17 protein-coding genes and 1 pseudogene are annotated in these 20,446 nt (G+C 55.6%); 4 read left to right on the forward strand and 14 right to left on the reverse strand.

The window, feature by feature from the left end:
• Positions 1-825, reverse strand: a complete 825-nt coding sequence (locus BEN47_RS07310) for a universal stress protein (RefSeq protein ID WP_125921561.1) — start codon at positions 823-825, stop codon at positions 1-3.
• Between the two features lie 229 nt (positions 826-1,054).
• Between BEN47_RS07310 and BEN47_RS07315 the strand changes: the two genes are divergently transcribed.
• The 4 genes from BEN47_RS07315 to BEN47_RS07330 all read left to right on the forward strand — a co-directional run bounded on the left by BEN47_RS07315 (position 1,055) and on the right by BEN47_RS07330 (position 6,593).
• Positions 1,055-2,080 carry a 2-hydroxyacid dehydrogenase gene (locus tag BEN47_RS07315; protein ID WP_070726751.1) on the forward strand — a complete coding sequence of 342 codons (1,026 nt, stop codon included), beginning with the start codon at positions 1,055-1,057 and terminating at the stop codon, positions 2,078-2,080.
• 288 nt (positions 2,081-2,368) lie between these two features.
• Complete coding sequence (locus BEN47_RS07320; protein ID WP_083322220.1) at positions 2,369-3,331, forward strand: tyrosine-type recombinase/integrase; 963 nt, start codon at positions 2,369-2,371, stop codon at positions 3,329-3,331.
• A gap of 77 nt (positions 3,332-3,408) precedes the next feature.
• Positions 3,409-6,108: an NACHT domain-containing protein gene (locus BEN47_RS07325; protein ID WP_070726753.1), complete on the forward strand. Its 2,700-nt coding sequence runs from the start codon at positions 3,409-3,411 to the stop codon at positions 6,106-6,108.
• A gap of 215 nt (positions 6,109-6,323) precedes the next feature.
• Positions 6,324-6,593 carry a hypothetical protein gene (locus BEN47_RS07330; RefSeq protein ID WP_070726755.1) on the forward strand — a complete coding sequence of 90 codons (270 nt, stop codon included), beginning with the start codon at positions 6,324-6,326 and terminating at the stop codon, positions 6,591-6,593.
• Positions 6,594-6,630: 37 nt separating this feature from the next.
• On the opposite strand, the gene BEN47_RS07335 is transcribed toward BEN47_RS07330, so the two are convergent.
• From BEN47_RS07335 to BEN47_RS07390, 13 genes and pseudogenes are all read right to left on the reverse strand, one after another.
• Complete coding sequence (locus BEN47_RS07335) at positions 6,631-7,380, reverse strand: IS3 family transposase (RefSeq protein WP_070726807.1); 750 nt, start codon at positions 7,378-7,380, stop codon at positions 6,631-6,633.
• 152 nt (positions 7,381-7,532) lie between these two features.
• Entirely contained in the window at positions 7,533-7,820 is a 288-nt protein-coding gene (locus tag BEN47_RS07340) for a transposase (RefSeq protein WP_070726757.1), read from the reverse strand.
• Positions 7,821-8,032: 212 nt separating this feature from the next.
• Positions 8,033-8,206, reverse strand: a pseudogene (locus tag BEN47_RS22850) (hypothetical protein); the annotation flags it as partial.
• Between the two features lie 26 nt (positions 8,207-8,232).
• On the reverse strand, positions 8,233-8,919 hold the full coding sequence (locus tag BEN47_RS07345) for a hypothetical protein (protein ID WP_070726758.1): 687 nt from the start codon (positions 8,917-8,919) through the stop codon (positions 8,233-8,235).
• A gap of 171 nt (positions 8,920-9,090) precedes the next feature.
• The gene (locus tag BEN47_RS07350; RefSeq protein WP_070726760.1) at positions 9,091-9,741 is read right to left on the reverse strand and encodes a BRCT domain-containing protein; all 651 of its coding nucleotides are present in this window, start codon (positions 9,739-9,741) and stop codon (positions 9,091-9,093) included.
• 87 nt (positions 9,742-9,828) lie between these two features.
• Positions 9,829-10,638 carry a 3'-5' exonuclease gene (locus BEN47_RS07355; protein ID WP_070726763.1) on the reverse strand — a complete coding sequence of 270 codons (810 nt, stop codon included), beginning with the start codon at positions 10,636-10,638 and terminating at the stop codon, positions 9,829-9,831.
• Between the two features lie 102 nt (positions 10,639-10,740).
• Positions 10,741-12,900, reverse strand: coding sequence for a DEAD/DEAH box helicase (locus BEN47_RS07360; RefSeq protein WP_070726765.1), 2,160 nt, complete (start codon positions 12,898-12,900; stop codon positions 10,741-10,743).
• A complete protein-coding gene (locus BEN47_RS07365; RefSeq protein WP_070726766.1) occupies positions 12,900-14,225 on the reverse strand; it encodes an ATP-binding protein in 1,326 nt (441 codons plus the stop codon). The genes BEN47_RS07360 and BEN47_RS07365 overlap by 1 nt, the downstream gene beginning before the upstream one ends.
• On the reverse strand, positions 14,219-15,775 hold the full coding sequence (locus BEN47_RS07370; protein ID WP_070726768.1) for a tellurite resistance TerB C-terminal domain-containing protein: 1,557 nt from the start codon (positions 15,773-15,775) through the stop codon (positions 14,219-14,221). Before BEN47_RS07370 ends, BEN47_RS07365 begins: the two co-directional genes overlap by 7 nt.
• Before the next feature lie 523 nt (positions 15,776-16,298).
• Positions 16,299-17,726, reverse strand: coding sequence for an RNA/DNA-binding domain-containing protein (locus tag BEN47_RS07375; protein ID WP_070726770.1), 1,428 nt, complete (start codon positions 17,724-17,726; stop codon positions 16,299-16,301).
• A 138-nt stretch (positions 17,727-17,864) separates the two neighbouring features.
• The gene (locus tag BEN47_RS07380; RefSeq protein ID WP_070726772.1) at positions 17,865-18,443 is read right to left on the reverse strand and encodes a recombinase family protein; all 579 of its coding nucleotides are present in this window, start codon (positions 18,441-18,443) and stop codon (positions 17,865-17,867) included.
• Positions 18,440-19,156, reverse strand: coding sequence for a hypothetical protein (locus tag BEN47_RS07385; RefSeq protein WP_070726774.1), 717 nt, complete (start codon positions 19,154-19,156; stop codon positions 18,440-18,442). Before BEN47_RS07385 ends, BEN47_RS07380 begins: the two co-directional genes overlap by 4 nt.
• 205 nt (positions 19,157-19,361) lie before the next feature.
• Positions 19,362-20,327, reverse strand: coding sequence for a putative endonuclease domain-containing protein (locus BEN47_RS07390; RefSeq protein WP_070726776.1), 966 nt, complete (start codon positions 20,325-20,327; stop codon positions 19,362-19,364).
• Between the last annotated feature and the right edge of the window lie 119 nt (positions 20,328-20,446).

Below are 20,446 nucleotides of genomic sequence, written 5' to 3' on the forward strand. Positions count from 1 at the left end.
TCAGGCAATAGTGGGGAGCACCAGCACGGGCACCGGGCTGTGCAGCAGCACTTCGGCCGTCACGCTCTGGTGAAACAGCTGCCCCCAGAAGCTGCGGGGCCGCGCCAGCACCACTACCAGGTCCGTGTCGTCGGCCTGGGCGGCGTGCAGAATGCCATCGGCCGGGCGGGCCGCCACCGGGCGGCGGAAACGCAGCGGGGCCGGCAAATCAATGCTCAGCCCCGTGCGCCGTACCGAGTCCAGTATAGTATGCTCTGAATCAGCGGCGGTGGCCTCCGGCGCGACGTGGAGCACGGTCAGCTCCGCGCCCAGGGTGTTCAGCAGGTGGCGCATGGCTCCGGCGTGCGGGCCCAGGGTGAAGTCCTCCCCATCGACGGCCAGCAGCACGCGCCGGGGCAACGTGTTGCTGGTCACCTTATGCGGCACAATGAGCATGGGATACGGCGCCGTGCGCAGGATGTCCAGGGCGGTGGTGTGCACCAGCTCGTCGGGCGTGGCCGAGTAGTCGGGCCGGCCCAGCACCACCAGCAGCGGCTGGTGGCGGCTCACGGCATCAGCCACGGCAAAGGCCACGCGGCCGTGGCCTACTTCCACCACTACGGGCACCGGCAGGTCGTTGGCAACGCTGCTCAACGCCATCTTGATGGCCTCGCTGTCGAGGTTAGACAGCTTGCCCGTAAACATTTCCGGGTCGATGATGGAGTCGCGGCGCACGTGCAGCAGCACCAGGCGGGCACCGAGCGGCCCGGCCAGGTTCGTGGCGTAGTCGAGGGCCCGGTTGGCGGCCTGAAAAAAGTCGGTCAGAATCAGCAGCGAAGGAGTCATGGTCAGGGCGGGGCTGGAAGCGTAAGTGCGGCCGCAAGGTTCCAACCCAGCCGTTCGGAAAGCCCTGTCCAAAATCGGCCGATTGCCTGACTTGTGTCATACTCCGGCGTTCCTCCACACCCGACTTTTGCCTGGCCTACCTTCCGGACAGGGGTTACCCGCAGCAGGCCCCACAAGGGCGCTGCCGCTGTTCCGGCCTCCCGTCGCTTGTCACGCTCAATGCCCTCCTATGAACATTACCATTTTTAGCGCCTATCCTTTTGAGCGCCCTTTTCTGCTGGCAGCAGCCCAGCAGCAGTATGACTTGAACTTTGTGGACGAGGCGCTAACGCTGGCCACCGCGGAGCGGGCCGTCGGCAGCGTCGCGGTGGCTGTTTTCGTCAACGATGATGCCTCCGCGCCGGTGCTGGAACGCCTGTATGCCCTGGGGGTGCGCTACCTGCTGGTGCGCGCCGCCGGCTACGACAACGTGGACCTGCCCGCCGCCCACCGCCTGGGCTTGCGCGTGGCCACAGTGCCCCACTACTCACCCTACGCCATTGCCGAACACGCCCTGGCCCTCATGCTGGCCCTGAACCGCCACCTGCGCCAGGCCGACGCGCAACTGCGCCGCGCCGACTTCCGGCTCGACCACCTCGTGGGCTTCGACCTGCACGGCAAAACCGTGGGCATCATCGGCTGCGGCACCATCGGCGGCACGCTGGCGGGGCTGCTGCACGGCTTCGGCTGCCGCCTGCTGGGCACCGATGTGCAGCCCAATGATGAGCTGACGCAGCGTTACGGCCTGGAATACGTGCCGCTCGATACGCTTTGCGCACTGGCCGACGTCATTTCCATTCACGCGCCGCTCACGCCCCAAACGCGCTACATGCTGAACGAAAGGCAGCTGGCCACCATGAAGCGGGGCGTGATGCTCATCAACACGGGCCGGGGGGCGCTGCTGGATACCCAAGCCGCCCTGGCCGCCCTCGATTCCGGCCAGCTCGGCTACCTGGGCCTGGATGTCTACGAGCACGAAAAAGGCCTGTTTTTCAACGACCATTCCCAGCAACCCCTGCAGGACGCACTTCTTGTGCAATTGCTGGCCCATCCCAACGTCCTGGTAACGGGCCACCAGGGTTTTCTCACGCAGGAGGCGCTGACCAGCATTGCCACCACTTCCCTCGAAACCCTTCGCTGCTGGCTCTCCGGCGAGGCCGCTCCGAACGAATTGGTAGCGGCCCCAATTGCCGTTGCCCAACTGGCCACCCATTAAATGCGGGAAGTAGCGGGCACCCACCATTGCACATATATCATGAACTTATTCACGGGCGTAACCAACTCTTGTTACACTGGACAAGTTGGCTGCTTTTAGACTATTGTACGTTCCGTGCGTAGGTTCAACTAAATCATACACGTTCACAATAAGGACTGATAACACCCCATTATCATTCGCTAATTACTGACTATGATAAGGTCCGATAAATCTTACTTATCGGATCTTATTATTACTTTCGCTTTTGGCCGCCAAAAGTCGCGTTTTACTCCTTTATATATAGGTTGCATGGAAAACTCCGCCGAGCTCTCGATTTCCGGTCACGCCTCGTCGGCGCTCGCGCACCTGGCCGAGCACACCAACCGCTATGTCGAGGCCGGGCTGAGCGGCGCGGCGAATACGGCCAGAGCGTACGCCGGGGATTTAAAGCGTTTCGGTTTGTGGTGCGCCGAACATGGACTGGAGCCGTTGCCGGCATTGGTGGAAACACTGGCGGGGTTTGTGACGCACTTGGCCGAAGCGGGCAAAAAGGTCTCGACCATTCAGCGGCACTGCGCGGCAGTGGCCAAAGCCCATGCTTTGCGCGGGATTGATTCACCGACCGACGACAAGAAGTTTAAGGTGCTGATGGAAGGCATTGCCCGGCTCAAGGGTGTGCGGCAAAAGCAGGCGCCGGCCTTTACGCTGGCCAATTTCAAGCGCACGGTCAAAAGCATTGATGGCAAGACACTGGCGGGGATGCGAGACCGAGTGATTCTGTTGCTGGGCTTTACGGGGGCCTTTCGGCGCTCGGAATTGGCAGCACTGAATATTGAGGACTTGTCTTTCTCTGAAGAAGGGCTGATTGTGAACCTGGCCAAGAGCAAAACCAACCAGTACAGCGCGGCCGAGGAAAAGGCCATTTTCTATTCGCCGGATTTCAAGCTGTGCCCCATTCGCACGCTGGAGGCCTGGGTCAAGCGGCTGGACCGCGCCGCGGGGCCGGTGTTTGTGTCTTTTCGCAAAGGCGAACGGCTCACGGAGCGGCGGCTGACGGACAAGCACCTCAATTTGATTGTGCAGCGCTACCTTGGGCCTAAATATTCAGCTCATTCGCTTAGGGCTTCATTCGTTACAGTGGCTAAGCTGGCTGGGGCAGATGACTCCGAAGTCATGAACCAGACCAAACACAAGACTAGTGAGATGATTCGCAGATACACTCGACTAGATAATGTGCGCCAACACAATGCTGCGCAGAAATTAGGCTTATAGAATACTGTATTACAAATAACTTTTAAAGAATACTTAATTGCATCTTTAGCAATAGAAACTTCATTTTCAGCACTTTTATGAATTTCATCACGAGTCAGATAAATAAGAAAATTAATTTTCTAAAGTCCGATGGCCAAAAGTCCGAATTGAGAGCACACTATCAATCTAAGTTCGAATATTATTTGATATATATCCTTTCATACCTATGGAACAAAAACTGGACAAACGCTGATTTAGATCTAAGAGAAAGTATTGCAAAGTCAATACTAAAGCCTTCAATTGGGACAATAGTGTCAATAATTAGACAACTCGACATTGATAATGAATTTTTCGGGAATAAGCGTCTAAAACAACTAAGCCAGTTTATAGATAAGTACCCCAATTTCAGAAATGAAAAGATTGGACATGGCTTTTCTTTTGATGATGATATTGCAAATTATTTGCAATTCTTTGAGTCTTTTTTCGAAATCATTGAGTCGTCCAACACAGCTCTTATCTTCAGCGAGTTAGATATAATCAAAGTATCAAGAGAAGACGTAGACTCATATAAAGGCATTTCTTATAAGCCCGATGGGGCCACATATCTTGCTTGGAGTTGCCCAAAGGCCGCATGTCAATTCAATGTAGGGGACGTTTATCTATGTACGGAACAAGGTATGTATTTTAGGTTGTCTCCGTTTATTTTAATAGAAAGCGACTCGGAGTTTTTCTCTTTTGTATCGGTTGAAGAGAAGTTAACTGGTAGAACCAAATTTAATCGCCTACTTAAAACAGCCTCATTAACAATAAATGTCGAAGAATTCGAAAAACTTTCGATACTTAGTGATAATGTAAAAAGGAAATCTGCTAACGGTACAGTAATAAATGTTTTTGACAATAATTTTAAAAAATACATTGATATTGGTATAACAAAACGAATAATTCAGTTTTTAGAGAAAAATAGAGCATCAGTTTTCGCAACTATATGGGGACATGGCGGGGTTGGCAAAACGGCATCGATACAACGAGCTTGTGAAATACTTTGCAATCAAGAAAGCAAATTTTTTGATTATATAGTCTTTTTATCTGCTAAAGACCGCGTTTATAACTATTATCAAGGTAAGGTCGATAGTATAGATGGTGGTATTCTATCCTTAGAGGATATACTATCAAAGACTAACTTCATAATGTTTGGCATAGCAAGTCTGGAAGAAGACCAACTAATAAATTACAACGGCAAACTACTTATCGTCATTGATGATTTTGAAACCTTTTCTAAAACAGAAAAAGACAAAATTGTTTCTTTCATCAAAAAGCTTGACATAAATCACCATAAAGTAGTTTTAACAACTCGTGCGGCCATTCTGATTACAGGGGAAGAAATTCAGACCAAGGAACTAGATGAGGATGAAACAATTATTTTCTTAGAAGAATCCATCAAGAACGAAGTTCCCGGTTTTGACACAGAGCTATTACAAAGGGAACTATCTAATAAAGAAATTAGATCTAAGGTATTTGAAATAACCTCAGGTCGCCCTCTTTTTATATTGCAATTGGGCATTTTTGCTGCTCAAAAAGGCACATTATCTTTGGCATTAAATTCGGAAATCAAATCCACTAAGTCTGCAATTAATTTTTTGTATGACAGGCTGTACGATTACCTTTCAACCAATGCTAAAAATATGTTTTTGGGCATAAGTCTTCTCGTCGAAGAGAACGACTTAACAGGATTGATTAGTAACCTTAAATTCATTTTGAGCAAAGAGGAGAGAGAAGATGAGTTCCAAAACTCATTGAATGAACTAATTAAATTAAAGATTATTGTTATTGAAAATAGGGATTTTTTCAAAGTGTATTCTCCTGACATTTACAAGTTGATGAAATTATATTATCATAAAAAGGGGCCTGAATTCGATGGCAGTGTTGTAAGTAGAATTAGTCTTATTATTGCAGACAAAAGTGCTCCTACTGAAAAAGCCCTTCTGGATAATGCTGATGCGAGTAGAATGTTGGAAACTGAGGCAGAGGTTGAAAACAAGTACCGTTATATATTGAACAGGGATAAAGCTCCTTATAACATTAAGCGTACGGCGCTCATCAATTTTGCTTCATATCTAATTTCCAATAAAAACAAAGTAGATAAAGCATTAAAACTGTATCAGGACTACCATCAGTTATTTAGAACCGACTCCGCATATATAGAGAGCTTTGCTGTTTGTGCATGGGTGAGCTCAAATAGCAACTCTAAACATCAAGCTGTTAAAATTTTACAGGATTTCTTAACTACGAAGCCAAAATTGGACCAGGAAACCTATCTGGAGTTGTTAGGCATGTTAACTACCTATAAAGGGGTTATAGTTGTTTCTGAGCGGGATGAGTTAAAAATTAAATATAAATTTGGGGAAATTTCAGGAAAGGAATACAATAAACTTTATGATGAACAAAAGGAGCGGATGAGCGAGTTATTCAGATATCCGGGCTCTCGGCTTTACGACATTGTAAAAGATATTGACCTAATGAGCTTATCGCCTAGCTGCAGAAACTGGGTGTTAGATGGACTTACACATTATGTTGAAATTGCCATTAGGAACAATCGCCGAAGTATAGGCAAACAAGTTTGCATTAAAGTTTTAGATGAAATGCCTCAGAATTACCAGATGCCATTCATTTCAAAACTTAATAAGATTGAATCTATTGGCAAGAATGATAAGGTTAGAAAGCCTAACGAGGGGGCGTTTGAAGGGTCAGATAACGAACTTGCTATAAAGTTGAAAGACGCCTTTGCAAAAAAGAAATAAAGATTAATTTTCTTTATAACTATGAGCTTTTGTGATAACTGGGTATTTTAAATCATTACCGACAAGGACCTGCTATCGGTACTAAGGCAAGTCTGTGGGTCTGCCTAATCTCAATGCCCAGCCTTCCTTTCACTAAAGGCTATAAGGAGGCGATAACCTGTCGTTTCCCCTCTCCTTACTTTTGCACCACACCCTTCACGAACCCCCACTCCCACATGGCCCTCAATTTTGATGAAATTCAAAAAGTCCTAGAAACTGCGCAGCAGGCGGACACGATTAAATCTGAGCTTAAGCGCACCATACGGAAGGCCACTACTGCCCTGGAAGCGCTGCAGGCGGCGCTGGCCGAAATGGAGACCATGCTTTCGAACGACTACGTGGCCACGCCGAAATTCCGTAAGCCCCGCACGCCCCGGGAGAATAGCACAGGGTCCGCAGAGGACACCGCTCCGAAGAAACCCGGGCGCCCCAAGAAGACTGCCTAAACTCGCAAGCTAGGACAATAACACTGAGGTGGTCTAGTTAAGCAGGAGAGAATTGGGTGATGTTGGTAAGTTGTTGTTGGTGGTGAAATTGATAAGGCTTCTGATAGCCAATACTGGAGTGGCGACGCTCGTGATTATAATAGTCAAAATAATCAGCGACACTGGCCTGGGCATCGGCCAGGTCGGCAAAGACGGGCCAGTCGCGGGCTTCGAGTTCCTCGGTTTTGAGGCGGGACCAGAGACTTTCGGCCTGGGCATTGTCGTAGCACTCGCCGCGCCGGCTGTGCGAGAGCTGGGCCTGGGCGCCGCGCAGCAGGGCCTTGTAGGCGTTGCCCACGTATTGCCCGCCGCGGTCGGAGTGGACGACGAGGCCCGGAGCGGGCCGTTGGGCCAGCAGCGCCCGCTGCAAGACGCTGGTGACCAGGGCTTCGGACATGTCGGCGCGCACCTGCCAGCTCACCACGTGCTTGGTGCAGGCGTCCTGGAAGGCGCACAGGTACGCCCAGGCCCCGCTGGCCAGCGGCAAGTAGGTGATGTCGCTCACCCACACCCGGTTGGCCTGGGTGGGGCGCGGCTGGTCAAGCAGCAAATTGGGCGCGCAGCGCTGCCCGTGGGTGGAATCGGTGGTGCGCGGGACGAAGGACTTGGGCTGCAAGGCTTTCCGCCCGTGGCGGCGCAGCCCCGTGCGCAAGGCCTGGCGGCCCACCCGGTGGCCCTTTTCCCGCAACTCGACCCGGAGCCGGCGCGTGCCGTAGCGGCGTTTGTGGTGGTCAAAAACCGCCACCATGTCCGTTTCCCAGGCCGGTTCTTGCGGGCCCACCGCCCCGCTCCCATGCGCCAACCGCTAGGCGTAGTAGCGGCTGGGCACGACCCCGAGCACCTGGCAGAGCTGCTGAACTTGATAACAAGCACGCTGTTTATCAACAAATTGCATCATACTCACAGGGCCGGGGAATGTGAGAAGATGGCGATGGCTTTTTTTAAAATGTCCAGTTCCTGCGCCAACCGTTTGTTGGCGGCGCGCAGCGCCCGCACCTCAGCGGCTTCGGCCGGGTCGGCGGGCACGGGCGGTTGGGCCGCTTTCTGCCAGGCATAAATGCGCTTGGCGTCAATATTCAGGGCGCGGGCGGCGGCCAGCGTCGAGCGGCTTTCGCTGGCCAGCCGCAGGGCTTCGGCGCGGAAGGCCGCATCATAACGCGGCCGTTTTGTAGCAGGGGCTTTTTCCATGAGCTTGGGAAGTTAGCACCCAATTCTCTCCTGCTTAACTAGACCACCTCACACAGCCTCCCTTTCCCTAAATGGGAGGCTATGTTGTTAACTGAGGGGATTGTAAGCTATTGCGCGCTTCCTTTCAGCTGGTCCGACTTCCGGGACTACCCCAACGCACGCTTTCGCTTGCTGTTAACCGACGTTTACCACATGTAAAAGAAGCGGTGCTTTTATTCCACTGGTAAAGGCGTTGGAGAGCGAATCATTTCCTGGAAGGCCTTGTGGTTAGAGCTGCCGCCTGACTTCTCGTCAACATACTCTTTATATATGGTGTCGCCGGCGTGCTCGGATTTCCTGCGCAGGAGCACCAGCTGGTTCTCTGGGTTCTGGTCCTTGTCGCTGGTCGAAACGCGGGCCTAAAGGGCGACTCTCATGCTTCTATTTTATCATTTAAAACGCCATCTCGCGATGATTTTCCTATAAGAGGCCCATTTGAGAGGGGTGCTTTAGTCCGAATTATTTTAGACAAGGCCACTTCAATGGCATGAAAGGAGTGATCATTAAGGTATTCGGGAAGTATTTTTCTGCACTCCATAATCAACTCTTCCATCATGTGTCGACTGTAAGAGGTAGCTCTCCGGCTATTGGAAGCTCGGATATCATGTTCGACAATCCAACGAGCTATCACATCCCCACACCTTTGCATTAAGGTGTTCATCAGCAAGAGCTGCTTGAAATTTTCTGGGACGGCTTCCTGCTGTGGAGGCAGAATATCACCAATTAATTGGCTTGATATTGCTTCTGTGAGTCTAAGCTTTAACTGTTGCTTCTCTAATTCTAAAGCCGCGATTTGCTTTTCTTTATCGCTGCTTTCTGGAAGTTCTTGAATTTCTTCTCGCTTCTGCTGGATGGTTTCCTCAGCTACGGATTCAATTAATGCAGTTGGGTCAAAAGCAGCTTCAGTGCCTAAAGCCTTTACGCTTCTTAATCGAGGGAAAAGCCCTTTAATAGTTTCCCCATATTTTTTCATCACCACAAGTACTATGACGAGCGTGATGCATGGCCAGGAAAGAATCAGCTTTAAGTATTCGAGAACAATGCTGTGGTTAATTTCCATAAGTGCCAAGTAATGCAAATTTCTTACTGGAGTAAATGTAATGGGACGTTCCAAAGCCGTTCATAATATATTTCTTTTTTGAACACATTTAGCGACCCTCTTACAGCGCTGGAAATGTTTGCTTTAAATGACTTAATCCGAGGACTAACTTGAACGGATGGCTTCCAAGACTTATCGCACGAATTGCTGCCAATACTCTTCTGAAATGATGTTAACCCCTACCCCTTTCTCGCGCAATTGAACGGCTTTCTCAATTTTGCGCCCGTGGCTGGTGTTGATCCAGTCGCGGCTGGCAAAAACCCCAATCACCACGTAATTGGTAGCTCGCGTTGGGGACGAGTCAGTGGGCTGTCCTCCTAGGGCCGCAATAGCGTCAAAAACCGCCGTACGGGCACCATAAGCAAACTTGCCCGTGACCACAAACTGTTTATCCTGGAACACCAAGGGGTGTGGCGCCGGCACACACAGCGGCAAGGTGGTTGACAGCGTCTCGGCCATCGGGACGGGTTGCTCGGTAAATCCGCAAAGAGCCTCCATCACGTCCTTGAGTTCTCCTCGCTCTTCGGCATCGCACACGCCATCCGCAAAAATCCGCTCCACTCGTTGAAGGATGTCGGTGAAGGGCCACACGGGTTCCGCGGGCGCGTGTTTGCGCACCCATTCGGCAAAAAAGACGGCTTCGTTTTCGTTGACTTCGCCGTCGGCCAGGATGCCGGTGCAGATGCCCACGAGTTGGTCGATGGCTTTCGCGCTGTTATTCGCCCGATTAAAGAGGCGAACGGGCTGCCCATGGGCATCAACGGGAGTAAATGGGTTTACCATAAATTTTAGGCAGTTAGAAATGGGATGGTGAGTTGCTATGGAATCAGGTTTCGGGCTGCAGGCCTTGTGGCTAATTAGTACTCCGTCTTAGACAACGGCGCCGGCGACGACTTTTCGCACCGTCATTTTCGTGGTTTCCGGGAAGTCATTGTTCAGCATCCAGGTGATAAACCCCGTGTCGGTGCTGTTGACCGGCAGGCCGAGGTGCTTGCCAAAATTCCAGACGATTGCCCCTTCGGGGTTGCGTACGAGCTTGCCGGCAGGGTCGATGCGCACGGTACGCTTACGGCCGTGGTGGACCCCGTCGCCGAAGTCGCACAGCCCGCTGGGGCAGAACAACTCTTCGGCGGTGACTTTCTGGTCGGCCCCAATGAAAGTGGTCAACGGACCGGTGATCATGGCTTCCAGCAGCTCGAAGGTCACGGTCGTGTCGGCCTCGGCTGAGTGGGCCAAAGTGTGCTCCCGGTTCAGGTACTGTTGCACGGCGGCCGACAAGCTCCGCGGGTTTAAAATGCGGTAGATGTCAAACACATCGAGAATGGCCACGTCCCGACCCGGGAAGTCCAGCTGCACCCGCGCAAACTCCTCGGCCAGCAGGGGCACATCAAATCGCTTCCCGTTAAAGGTGCATAAATCGCAGTCGGACAGGTAGCTTAACAACCCCTTGGCAATGTGCCTGAAGAGGGGTTGTTCCGCGACGTCAGCGTCGCTAATGCCGTGCACGGCCGTGGCTTCGCTGGGAATGGCCCGCTCGGGGTTGAGTTTGCGGGTTTTCACTTCCCGCGTCCCATCCGGGAAAACCTTCAAAATAGAGATTTCCACGATCCGGTCGCTCACCGGGTTGGTGCCGGTAGTTTCCAGGTCATAAATTGCTAGGGGACGGGTCAGTTTTAGCATGCAGAAGGTTAGGTGAAAGGGTGCTGGAGAAGCAAAGGATAAGGAGAGGCAATAGGCCTTGCATACGCCCATTTGGAGCTATTCAGGATGGCGGTTGCCGGCTTAGGTAGCCGCGATTGATTCGCTGGAAAAGATAGGACGCAGGTTCTGTAAAAAGGTCGCCGTTCCCTCAAAGTCGAAGTAGCGCTCTTTCAGTACTTCGCTCTGATAATAAGTGGGTAGGGAGGCGCCCCACTTGGCAAAGTCCAGCAACCCGGGGTTTTCTTGGATAGCTGCCACTAAGTGCACCTCCACGTCCTGCGCATACAAGCGCAGTTGCTCCAGCAACTCAGGCAACCGGGCCGGCGGCAGCGTAAGGGTGAAGCTACTCGTCGGCTCGTCGTAGTCGTACGGCACGGGTACGTCCAGGACATTGAGCAAGAAAGCCAGGCTGCGGTTGATCTTGGTGCTGGTGAACGTGTAGAGTACCAGCTTTTCCTCCTTGACGAGCACGGGCCGGTCGTTGGGATCGTCGGTGAAGCCAAAGGCGGCGAATTCCTGCCGCAGCTCCCGCAACTCCTGCTGACTTGGCTGGTCTAACTCGGGATGGGTGCTGGCGGTGCGCAGCAGCTGGAGCATTTTTTCCCGCACCCTGGCATCGACTACTCCGCCGCCCCCCAGAAAAATGGGCCGCTTGCCGTCATGGGCGGGGATGACCTCGATTTTCTTGGTGGGTACGTCGATGTACTTGATTTTCCAAATCTTGGCCGCCAGCAGCAGGTTTTCATTTTCTCGTACCTGCGGCGTGAGCGGTATTTCCCCAATGGTTTTGCCGGCGTGCTGCACCTTGAAGGCCAGCTCGGTCTGGAACACGCTGTAGAAGTCCCGGGAGTTGACGGTGAACTCGCCTGCCACCCCAATGATCAGTTCCCGGGGCAGGCGTTCCAGCCAGTCGATGCGGACCAACTCCGCCAGGATTTCGGCTATTTCATCGGCGGTAATGGTGGCAAAGGCGGCATTGGCCTGCAACCGGGCCACTAGGTCGGCCTCGGAGCACCCCGAGAGCTGCTTGGTAATGGAGAGCGCTTGGTGCAAGACCAGATCGTAGGGCTTGGTGGCTGTGCGCAGCGGTTCGACAAACCCTTCCCGGTAAAGCAGCCAGCAGGCCAACGACTGCAGCAGACTCCAGGGTTTGGTGGCGTAGAGCAGCAGCTCGCTCTGCTCCCCCGCGCGGCGTCCGCTGCGGCCCACGCGCTGGATGAGCGAGGCGATGGAGTGGGCCGCGTCGACCTGCACGACTTTCTCGACGGAGCCAATGTCGATGCCTAGTTCCAGCGTGGAGGTGCAGGCAATGCAGAAGGGCTGGCGCTGGTTGTTCTTGGCGAAGTGCTCGACGTACTCGCGCACTTCCTTGTCCACCGACGAGTGGTGCGAGAAGTACTTATCGTGCCCCCCGACCCGGTCGGCAATTTGCCGCAGCTTCACAGCGATGACTTCGGCAAGGCCCCGGCTATTGGGGAAGATGAGCACTTTGCTGGTGCTCGTCTGCTTGTACAAGTCTTTCAACAGACTCAAGGGCACGTCGCTGCTGTCGTCCTTACCACTGAAATACCGAAACGAGGTCAGCATGTCCTTGCTCGCCCGGTCGAGCAACACCTTCGTGCGCTCTTCATGGCCAGTAAAGCGCTTGGCTTCCGCGTAGTCCCCGATGGTGGCCGAAAGCCCCACCATGGCAAAAGAACGGGATGCTGTCACGGCTTCCAACCGGGAAAGCAGCGACTTTAAGTGAATGCCCCGGTCGGTACCCAGGAAGGAGTGAATCTCGTCAATCACCACGTACTGCAGGTTCTCAAACAGCGCGTGGACGCTGTACGGGGCATTGACAAACATGGCTTCTAAGGACTCGGGCGTGATGAGCACGATGCCCTCGGGCTTCTGCACCAATTTCTTCTTTTCGGCGCGGCTGGCTTCGCCGTGCCACTTGGTCACCTTCACGTCCAGGTACTTGCAAAGCTGCTCGATGCGGTGAAATTGGTCGTTGATGAGGGCAATCAGCGGGGAGATGTAGAGCACCCGCACGCCGGGCTGCCGGAAGTCCACCTTGGAGAGAATGGGCAGAAAGGCCGCTTCGGTTTTGCCGGACGCGGTGTGCGAGGCCAGGATGAAGTTATCGTTCGAGGCCAGGATGTGCTGAATGGCCGCCGCCTGGATGGGACGCAGCGATTCCCAGCGCTGGTCGCGCACGTAGCGGCGGATGGGCTCGGCAAGCAGGTCGAAGGACATCAGAGCACCTCGATGCTATCGACCAGGTGGTCCACGGCCGACTCATTGGGGCGCTCGTCGCGGATCTCGATGTCGCCGAACAGCTGTTGCTTGTCCAGGCCTGGGTTCTGCCGGAGCAAGCTCAGGATGTTGAGGAAGTCGCGGATGACTTCGCGCGGCGTCAGGAATTCGCTGGCGCCGGGCTTGTTGAACATCTCCTCCATGAAGGCCTGAATGTCATCGGCGGTGACGTCCAGCTGCGTTTTGTAATTGAAATCGAAGATTTCCTTGAGCTTCTGCAGGAGCACGAAGACTTCGTTGTGGGTGAGCGGCAGCAGCCGGATCACCGGCTGGGCGAAGTCGCGTACCCCGGCCGTTTCAAACTTGTTGGTTTCGAGGCGGGACTTCAGCGCCTGGTAGCTGAACAGGCCCCGGCGGTCGTTTTCGAGCACCTCGCGGGTGCCGGCAAAGTTGAGGAAGAAGTTGCTGACCTTGCCCTGGAAGCAGTCGTTGTAGATGGTCAGGATCTTCTCGTAGTTCTTCTCCCGCATCACCGCGGTGGAGATTTTGTACAGGTTGATGGCTTCGTCGAGGTTGATCATGAACCCGCTGTAGCCCATGCTCACGAACAACCGGCAGAAGTTCTTGAGCATGTCGTAATAATTCAGGTCGTGGATGATTTCCCGCACCCCCAGATCCTGGCGGGCCTCGGTCTTGGTGCGGTATTCCCCTTTTAGCCACTTCAGGGCGTTGCGCCGCAACCCGTCGTTTTCCGTCACGTAGCCTTCGTAGTACTTGAGCACCACAATGCCGAAGTCGAAGCCGCCCACGTCGGTCAGCTCCTGGATGGTCTGCATGATGCCGGCCTGAATCCGGGGCAGGTGCTGCGGGTCGCGGATGTCGCCCAGCGAAAGCCCCTGCTCCTGGGCCGTTTTGGTGATGACCTGCTCAATCCATTTCTCCAGCAGCGTGGCCAGCGCCCCGCCCTCGGGCTTGGTTTGAATGGCGATGTTGTCCATGATGGACGAGTATAGGGCCACGCCCTTGCCGTCGTTGGCGTACAGGCGGTTATCGGGGGTGAAGTCCGCGTTGGCCACCACAAACTTTTGCTTCAGGGCGACCGTGTTGAGCAGGTGCAGCATAAACGACTTGCCCGAGCCAAAGTCCCCAATCCAGAACTTGACCATGCTGTGCCCGTTCTTCACGTCGTCGAGGGCCTTGACGAATGCCTCGATCTCGGGCGAGCGCCCCACCGTGATGTGCTGCACCCCCACCTTGGGCACGACGCCGCCGAGTAGGGAATTGATGATGGCCGTGGCTTCTTTGGGCTTGACGTTTTCTAACATGGGGTAGCCAGTTGCTGGTAGTAGGGTTCGTAAATGGTATAGGTGTCGCCGTCTTCCTCGATCAGCACGTCATCTAGGTGCGCATAGCACCGCTCGTTAATGCCGTCGATGAGTTGGTTGCGCAAAGTGCCGTGCTGTTTGGCGAACGTCTCCACGCTTGACTGCAGCAGCACCAGCCCCTGCTCCCCAAAGTAGGCCAGCAGGGCCGACTGCGGCGCGTTCAGGCCCCACGTAGCGACGAAAGCGCCCCCTGCGGCCGCGAACGACTCGTTAGGCGCCGGAACCGGCACGGATAATTGAATTTCGTCTCCCGGAACGGCTCCGACTACCAGCGGAGCCGGTGGGGCGTCGGCTAAGGAAGGCACGGCGGCTTCCGGCTCGTCTTGGAGGTATTCGTTGAGCAATTCTACCGTTCCCGCATGCTGATACTGCACTTCGCGAATGGCGCTTAGGTTTAACTCGATTTTTCGGCGTTCACGCGCGTACACCGTCGGCACCTGACTCAGGGCCTGGGATACGTCTTTATCGCGGGTCAGTTGGCTAATCAAGGCCTCAAACCGCTGTAAGTGCTCGGGCTGCGGAAACAGACTTTTCTGAATCGTCTTGGTCAGGGGCTTATTGTTGACGGTGGCCGAGTTTAGGTCATGGTGCACGTATTGCACGTAGAAGCGCAGCGCTTCCTCCCGGTCGAATTTGGCCACGAGCTTGGACGCTTCGAAGAAGATGTGCTCGAGGGCTGGGTTGCGGGCGTTGCGCTGCCCCAATCGGTTTACCACTTCGACGAACTCCCGCGTGGTTGCGGCGCTGAGTTGAGCGGCCAACTGGTCGAGCTGCTGCTTCCAGCGGGTCACGTTTTGCAGGTTCAATTCCACTTCAGTGGCTTCGTCGGGTGCTGCGATGGTTGCCACCAAATTCGGTAGCAGTGCGTCCAATGGTTCCCCCAACTGCTGTTCTACCGCCGCTGCTAGGGGCCCGTCCAGCCCCGAGAACTCCGCGGCCAACTTTCGTTTGTTGCCGTAGGCCTCGCGCACCACGTTCTCGCAACGCCGAAACAGGGTCGAATAGATGGCGGCTTCGGTCTGCTCCTGCAGGTACCGCTCGTCGTACTCGCCCCACCCGTAACCGTAAGGGTTGGGCATCGCCTTGCGCAGCCGTAGGCTTTCCTGTTGGCTGTGCGCCACCACTTGGGCCAACGACGCGCCCGTGCGCAGCAGCTCCGCTTCCAGCAGGGGCAGGGCCCGCAGGTACAGCTGCACCGTCGCGACGCAGCAGCCTTCGGTGGCCACAAACACGTTGTGCGGCGGCCAAAACTTGTCCAGCCACTCTACCTGCTGCGCGGTCAAGCCCAATTTTTTGCGATACTTCGTGCCCAGCCTAGGCATGTAGTAGCCGTAGTCGGGCACCGGGTAGTCAGAGCTCCCAGTGGATGTCGCCGGGTGAACCGGCTCGGTTGCCGAAACCAGTAGCTGCCCGCACAAGGGCACGTCCTGCCCGGTTACGTCAATTATGGCGGCGTCCAGCTTTGAGGTAATGGGTACGGGGGCTGACACGGAAACGGGCGGGAATGGCGGAAAATGAGCAGGGGGCGTTTTGTGTGCGTTTCCCAACCCACGCGGGGCGGCGGGCATTGCGGCAACTGGTAGAGGGACCGTTGGTGGCGACGGCTTGGGGGGAACGACCGTAGGAAGCCGGTTTTTCGGTCCCACTAACCATGTGGCCAGGAGGGCCAGCGGCCACAAAAAGAAGGCAAATAGCCCCCAGCCCAGCATCGAGCGCCCCCGATTGCGCGCCCGCACGAGGCAGATGATAATCGCACTAAACCAGAATAAGGCAATAGCTTCTGAGGGCATTAGCAAAGTATATAGATACTAGGAAGCAAAATGAGTCCCAAGCTACACAAGCGTAAGCGAATACGGAAACTATATTCCGTAGATCGTTGCTTGCTATCGAGTTAAGTGTCTTAGCGGAATTGGTATATATACGTCCGCGGACTGCTGAGCTACTGGTTTATAGAGAGGTCCATGCGTCTCTCACCTGGCCAAGTTGGCCAAGTTGGCCAACTTGGCCACTTTCCTATTGCCGGAATTGGTAGCTGCCGTACAGGGTTCCCGCCTCCAGCAGGCCCGCGTCCCGCAACAATTGCAAGTCACGCCGCACCGTGCGGGGTTCGGCCTGGAGCTCAGCGGCTACGGCCGCCGCGGTCAGCGGGGCCACGCTCAACAACTCGAGTTCGCGCCGCAGTCGCTGCTTGACGGCGGCAGTCATGTTCAAGGCGCCGACGGTGGCCAGGGCATCCGTTAAGGTCGGCGCCGGGAGCACCAACGAGCCCGTGGCCGGTACTGGCACGATAGTCCGAAACACGTCTTCTTCCACAAACTCGGCGCGGCCACCCGGACGGTACGCCTGCAAGTAGCGCGTCACGTTGCGTACGCCTGAGCCCAACTCCTCCACCCGCCCGAGTTGGGCGAAGAAGCGCGCCAGCGTCGGGTTTTTTGGAAAGGGCGCAAAGCCGCGCGGGTCCAGCGGGCCATGGCTGACCGCGTGGTTGGCGTTGTCAACTTCCACCCGGTCGGCGTAGACGACGAAGCGCGCGGGGCGGCGGTTGAGGTACTCGCGGTGCACGAGCAGGTTGGCGACGACCTCGCGAAAAATCTTATCGCGCAAGCTCACGCGCACGTCGCCTTCCAGGTAGAACGGATCGGGCAGGTGCTTGGCCACAAACGCCATTAACTGCTCGTAGGCCTCCACCAGATTGCCGCGGATGTCCACGCGGTCGTCGTAGCGGTCGAGGTCCTGCCGCTGCACCAGTGCGTCGATGCGGTACGCGGGCAAGACCGTTTGCAGCACTTGGTCGCTGCCTAGCAAGAGCACCGCCGCCAGCGTGTAGCCCTGTTCCCCGGTGAGCGGATCCGTTTGGTGCAAGCCCGCGCTGCGCAGCAATTCTTCGTCGGGGAGCAGCAACCAGGGATGGTCGGATCGCCGGGCCCGCAGCAGCGCCCGCACTTTGTCCAGCAAGCCGGGCTTGAAGTCCGACAACCCCAAACGGGGAAAAATGCGCCCCTCGGAATACGCGTTGCTCTTGCGAGCGTAGAGCTGCCCGATGCGCTCGTGATCGAGCACCCGGAAGTCCCCTTCGTGTCCCCGGTCAAAGACCACGCCGTCCACGCGGTGGACCTGCGAACTCTGGGGGACGTACGCGTACAACAGCAGCGCTTCCCCCACCCGGACGGGTTCTAACTCCAGCAGAAACGGTGGCTGCAATTTCGTCGGATTGTTGCTCAGGGCCGCAAAATCCCGCTGCAAGTGGTCGGCCTCCGCCTCGTCCACGCCGAGGGGAGCGCCCGCGTTGTCCGCGCCCAAAATCAGGTGCCCGCCCTGCCGGTTCAAGAACGCGCACACGCTCTCGAAAACGTCGCGCGGTAGCCCCCGGCGCGCGTGCTTGTATTCAATGCCGATGCCCTCTCCTTGCCGGAGCAGCGGCGCGATGTTTTCCGCAGTCATCCCGCAAAGTACGGGCGGCGGACGCCGCAACTCATCTGAAAGAAAGGCCGACTGAACTGCGAAGGCTATTCAACATTATGCAACAGGTTGCTGCACCATTGGCAAACAGCCCCCTCAACCGTATTTGCCAAATGGGAATCACCGCTCGCCGACCAAGTACTTGTGCATCGTGGCCACGGGTACGCCCGTAGCGAGCTGAATCTTTTTGAAGCTGAGCCCCTCCCCTCTTAACCGCCGCACTTCTGCCAGTTTGGTGGCGGCGAGCGCGGGACGGCCGGGCTTCTTGGTGCTACGAGCCTGCCCCGCCTTGATGCGCTCGGAAAAACGCACCCGCTCTTGCTTGGCAATAGCGGCCAGGATGGCAATAATGGCCTCTTTGAACACCCCGGTGCTGTCGAGGTACTGCTCGGTAAAGAACTTGAACTGCACCCCGGCCACAGTCAAGCGCTGGAGGTGGTTGAGCGTTTCCCCCACTCCTTCCCGGCTGAAGCGGTCTAGGCTCCAGAATAGCACCACGTCGAAGCGCCGTTGGTGGGCGTCCAGAAAGAGTTGCTGGAACTGGGGCCGCTCGGCGGTGCCGCCGCTTTCCTGGTCGCAATACTCTTGGTAGACCGAGTAGCCCAAACGCCCGGCAAAAGCGCGCAACTCCAGGAGTTGGTTGTCATTGGTTTGGCCCTTGTCACGGGTCGAGACACGAGCGTAGATAGCAGCGGTCATTTACTGTTGATAAAATGCAGAAAATGCAGGCCCAAATCAGTTAGATTAATCTTCTGTATGTCTGCTGGCTCGCTCCCAATTAATAGATGACTGCCTGATTGCTTTACGTCTCCGTCAGTAATGATGAAATCTGAACTCACGACGATAAGGCCAGCTTGGTGCAGGTCTTCCATCACCGCCAGAAATAATATTCCGTTGGTTGCAAGGGCCGTAGGCACTCGCAAGTCTACCAATCGGTCATAAAAAGCTCCTCCTGAATCGCATTTTTTTGAAGCCTCCTTATGTTCCTCTACCATTAGAAGTACGGCCAGGTGCACCGGGTTAAACTTGTCCAGCAAGCTCAGGTAAATGTACTTGATGTCAAAAGGCGCCTCTGAGGAATACGCATTGCGTAGCCCGTCTTTGAGAAGCAGATGTTTTTCCTCTAGGTGAGTTTTATACGCGGCATGCGTGGTCTGCATGAGTAACGTCGTGAACTCTTCGTTTTCGCGCAGCAACTCTATCGAAAACCCAGGCTGTGCCTGAAGTTCTCTAATTGCATCGGCTACTAACTGCATCCACCGCTCCTTTCGCTTCTCAAGTGAAGGCGAAACAATAAACTTGAAGAGGTCAACTCCCCCAAGGAAGGGTATCAACCCTATCATGGTGCTGGCCACTAAATGTGCCGCGTCAGCTCTATCTACCTGAGGCACATCCAACGATTCTTTACTCATAGGTTCCCGGTGATTTGTTCCCAAAACTACCGAATTCCGAAAGCATTATTAATGCATCCAATAATGCATCCAAAAGGGCCCAAACGCGCAGTCTCGTGGGCCTTTTGCTGCCGGGTTTTTCGAACGCCTACGTTCTTCCATCAGCCAGTGGGCGAAAGCATGGTCGCAGTACCTACCAAGAACCCGTTTGGCGGCTTTCCCCGGTTTACGGCCTAGCCAGCGCGACTGGCAGGTAAGCGGCCCGGGTCTGGTGGACAGCCATCCGCCGGGCGTGGGCTTCATCCCACTGGGGCACCGGCACCAAGCGCTCCCAGTAGAAACGGGCCGCGTAGTGCCGCTGCGTCAGGGCAAACACCTCGGCTGCGATGACCTGGCAGCATAGCAAGGGCTGGCGCACGGCCTGTTCCTCCGTAAACCGGATTACGGCCCACTGCTTGCGCAGGAAAAAGGCATTTCGGTCCTCGTCCTGACCCAGACAGTGGTGGGGCATGCCGGTGGCCCACACGTAGGGCTCGTCAATTTCAATGTCGATGCACAGGCCCGATGCGTCGCGGTACACAAAGTCGGGGTAGTACCAGCGCGTGCCCAGCCGCGGGTCGTCGACGGGGACGCGGCAATTAACGAAAATGGTGTCTGCCCCAAAGTGCTGGCGCAGGTGCTCCAGAAAGGCGGCCTCGCTACGACCTCGCGGCGGTGCCAGTACGTCAGCGGGAATGGGTTGCGGCTGTAGTGTGGTCGCCAGCAATCCGGCCATCCGCTCCCGGCGAAACCGGGGCAGGTCATCGGCCAGTGCAAAGGCATGCTGTTCCTGTTCGTAGCGGGCCAGCCGCGTTAAGTACGCGGCGTAGATGGTGCCCGCCTCGTGGTACGCCTGCTGCTGCTGGGTGTAGCGCAACCGGTAGTGGCGGCGGGTGGCCACCCAAATCACGCACACGCCGATGCCAATGAGCAGCCCCAGAGCACCCGCGCCGGACGCCACCATACTCCCCACCAGCAATACCAGGGCCAGCGCCAGCCACCGAATCGCCGGGTCAAGCCGGAAAATGAGGGGCGATGCTGGCGCGACGGGTGGGGCGACGGGCGCGGGGGCACGAGGCGGGAAGGGAACGGCCTCGTGCGCGTGGGCCAACAGCAACGGAATGTGAACCAGCGGGTAGGTAGCAACGGGCATCAACAGAAAGGTAGAGCACAGGGAAGGGGTTGCGACGACCTGTGCGGGGCCGACGCAGCGCAGCGGGAAATAGCCCGGCAAAAAACCAGCTGCCGGATGCGAATGAGCGGATAAGCTTT

The sequence above is a fragment of the Hymenobacter lapidarius genome (assembly GCF_001816145.1).
In the GTDB taxonomy this organism is placed as follows: domain Bacteria; phylum Bacteroidota; class Bacteroidia; order Cytophagales; family Hymenobacteraceae; genus Hymenobacter; species Hymenobacter lapidarius.

Coding starts and splice junctions, on each gene's coding strand:
- BEN47_RS07310 (WP_125921561.1), bottom strand. CDS start 825: ATGACTCCTTCGCTGCTGATTCTGACCGACTTTTTTCAGGCCGCCAAC.
- BEN47_RS07315 (WP_070726751.1), top strand. CDS start 1,055: ATGAACATTACCATTTTTAGCGCCTATCCTTTTGAGCGCCCTTTTCTG.
- BEN47_RS07320 (WP_083322220.1), top strand. CDS start 2,369: ATGGAAAACTCCGCCGAGCTCTCGATTTCCGGTCACGCCTCGTCGGCG.
- BEN47_RS07325 (WP_070726753.1), top strand. CDS start 3,409: ATGAATTTCATCACGAGTCAGATAAATAAGAAAATTAATTTTCTAAAG.
- BEN47_RS07330 (WP_070726755.1), top strand. CDS start 6,324: ATGGCCCTCAATTTTGATGAAATTCAAAAAGTCCTAGAAACTGCGCAG.
- BEN47_RS07335 (WP_070726807.1), bottom strand. CDS start 7,380: ATGGTGGCGGTTTTTGACCACCACAAACGCCGCTACGGCACGCGCCGG.
- BEN47_RS07340 (WP_070726757.1), bottom strand. CDS start 7,820: ATGGAAAAAGCCCCTGCTACAAAACGGCCGCGTTATGATGCGGCCTTC.
- BEN47_RS07345 (WP_070726758.1), bottom strand. CDS start 8,919: ATGGAAATTAACCACAGCATTGTTCTCGAATACTTAAAGCTGATTCTT.
- BEN47_RS07350 (WP_070726760.1), bottom strand. CDS start 9,741: ATGGTAAACCCATTTACTCCCGTTGATGCCCATGGGCAGCCCGTTCGC.
- BEN47_RS07355 (WP_070726763.1), bottom strand. CDS start 10,638: ATGCTAAAACTGACCCGTCCCCTAGCAATTTATGACCTGGAAACTACC.
- BEN47_RS07360 (WP_070726765.1), bottom strand. CDS start 12,900: ATGTCCTTCGACCTGCTTGCCGAGCCCATCCGCCGCTACGTGCGCGAC.
- BEN47_RS07365 (WP_070726766.1), bottom strand. CDS start 14,225: ATGTTAGAAAACGTCAAGCCCAAAGAAGCCACGGCCATCATCAATTCC.
- BEN47_RS07375 (WP_070726770.1), bottom strand. CDS start 17,726: ATGACTGCGGAAAACATCGCGCCGCTGCTCCGGCAAGGAGAGGGCATC.
- BEN47_RS07380 (WP_070726772.1), bottom strand. CDS start 18,443: ATGACCGCTGCTATCTACGCTCGTGTCTCGACCCGTGACAAGGGCCAA.
- BEN47_RS07385 (WP_070726774.1), bottom strand. CDS start 19,156: ATGAGTAAAGAATCGTTGGATGTGCCTCAGGTAGATAGAGCTGACGCG.
- BEN47_RS07390 (WP_070726776.1), bottom strand. CDS start 20,327: ATGCCCGTTGCTACCTACCCGCTGGTTCACATTCCGTTGCTGTTGGCC.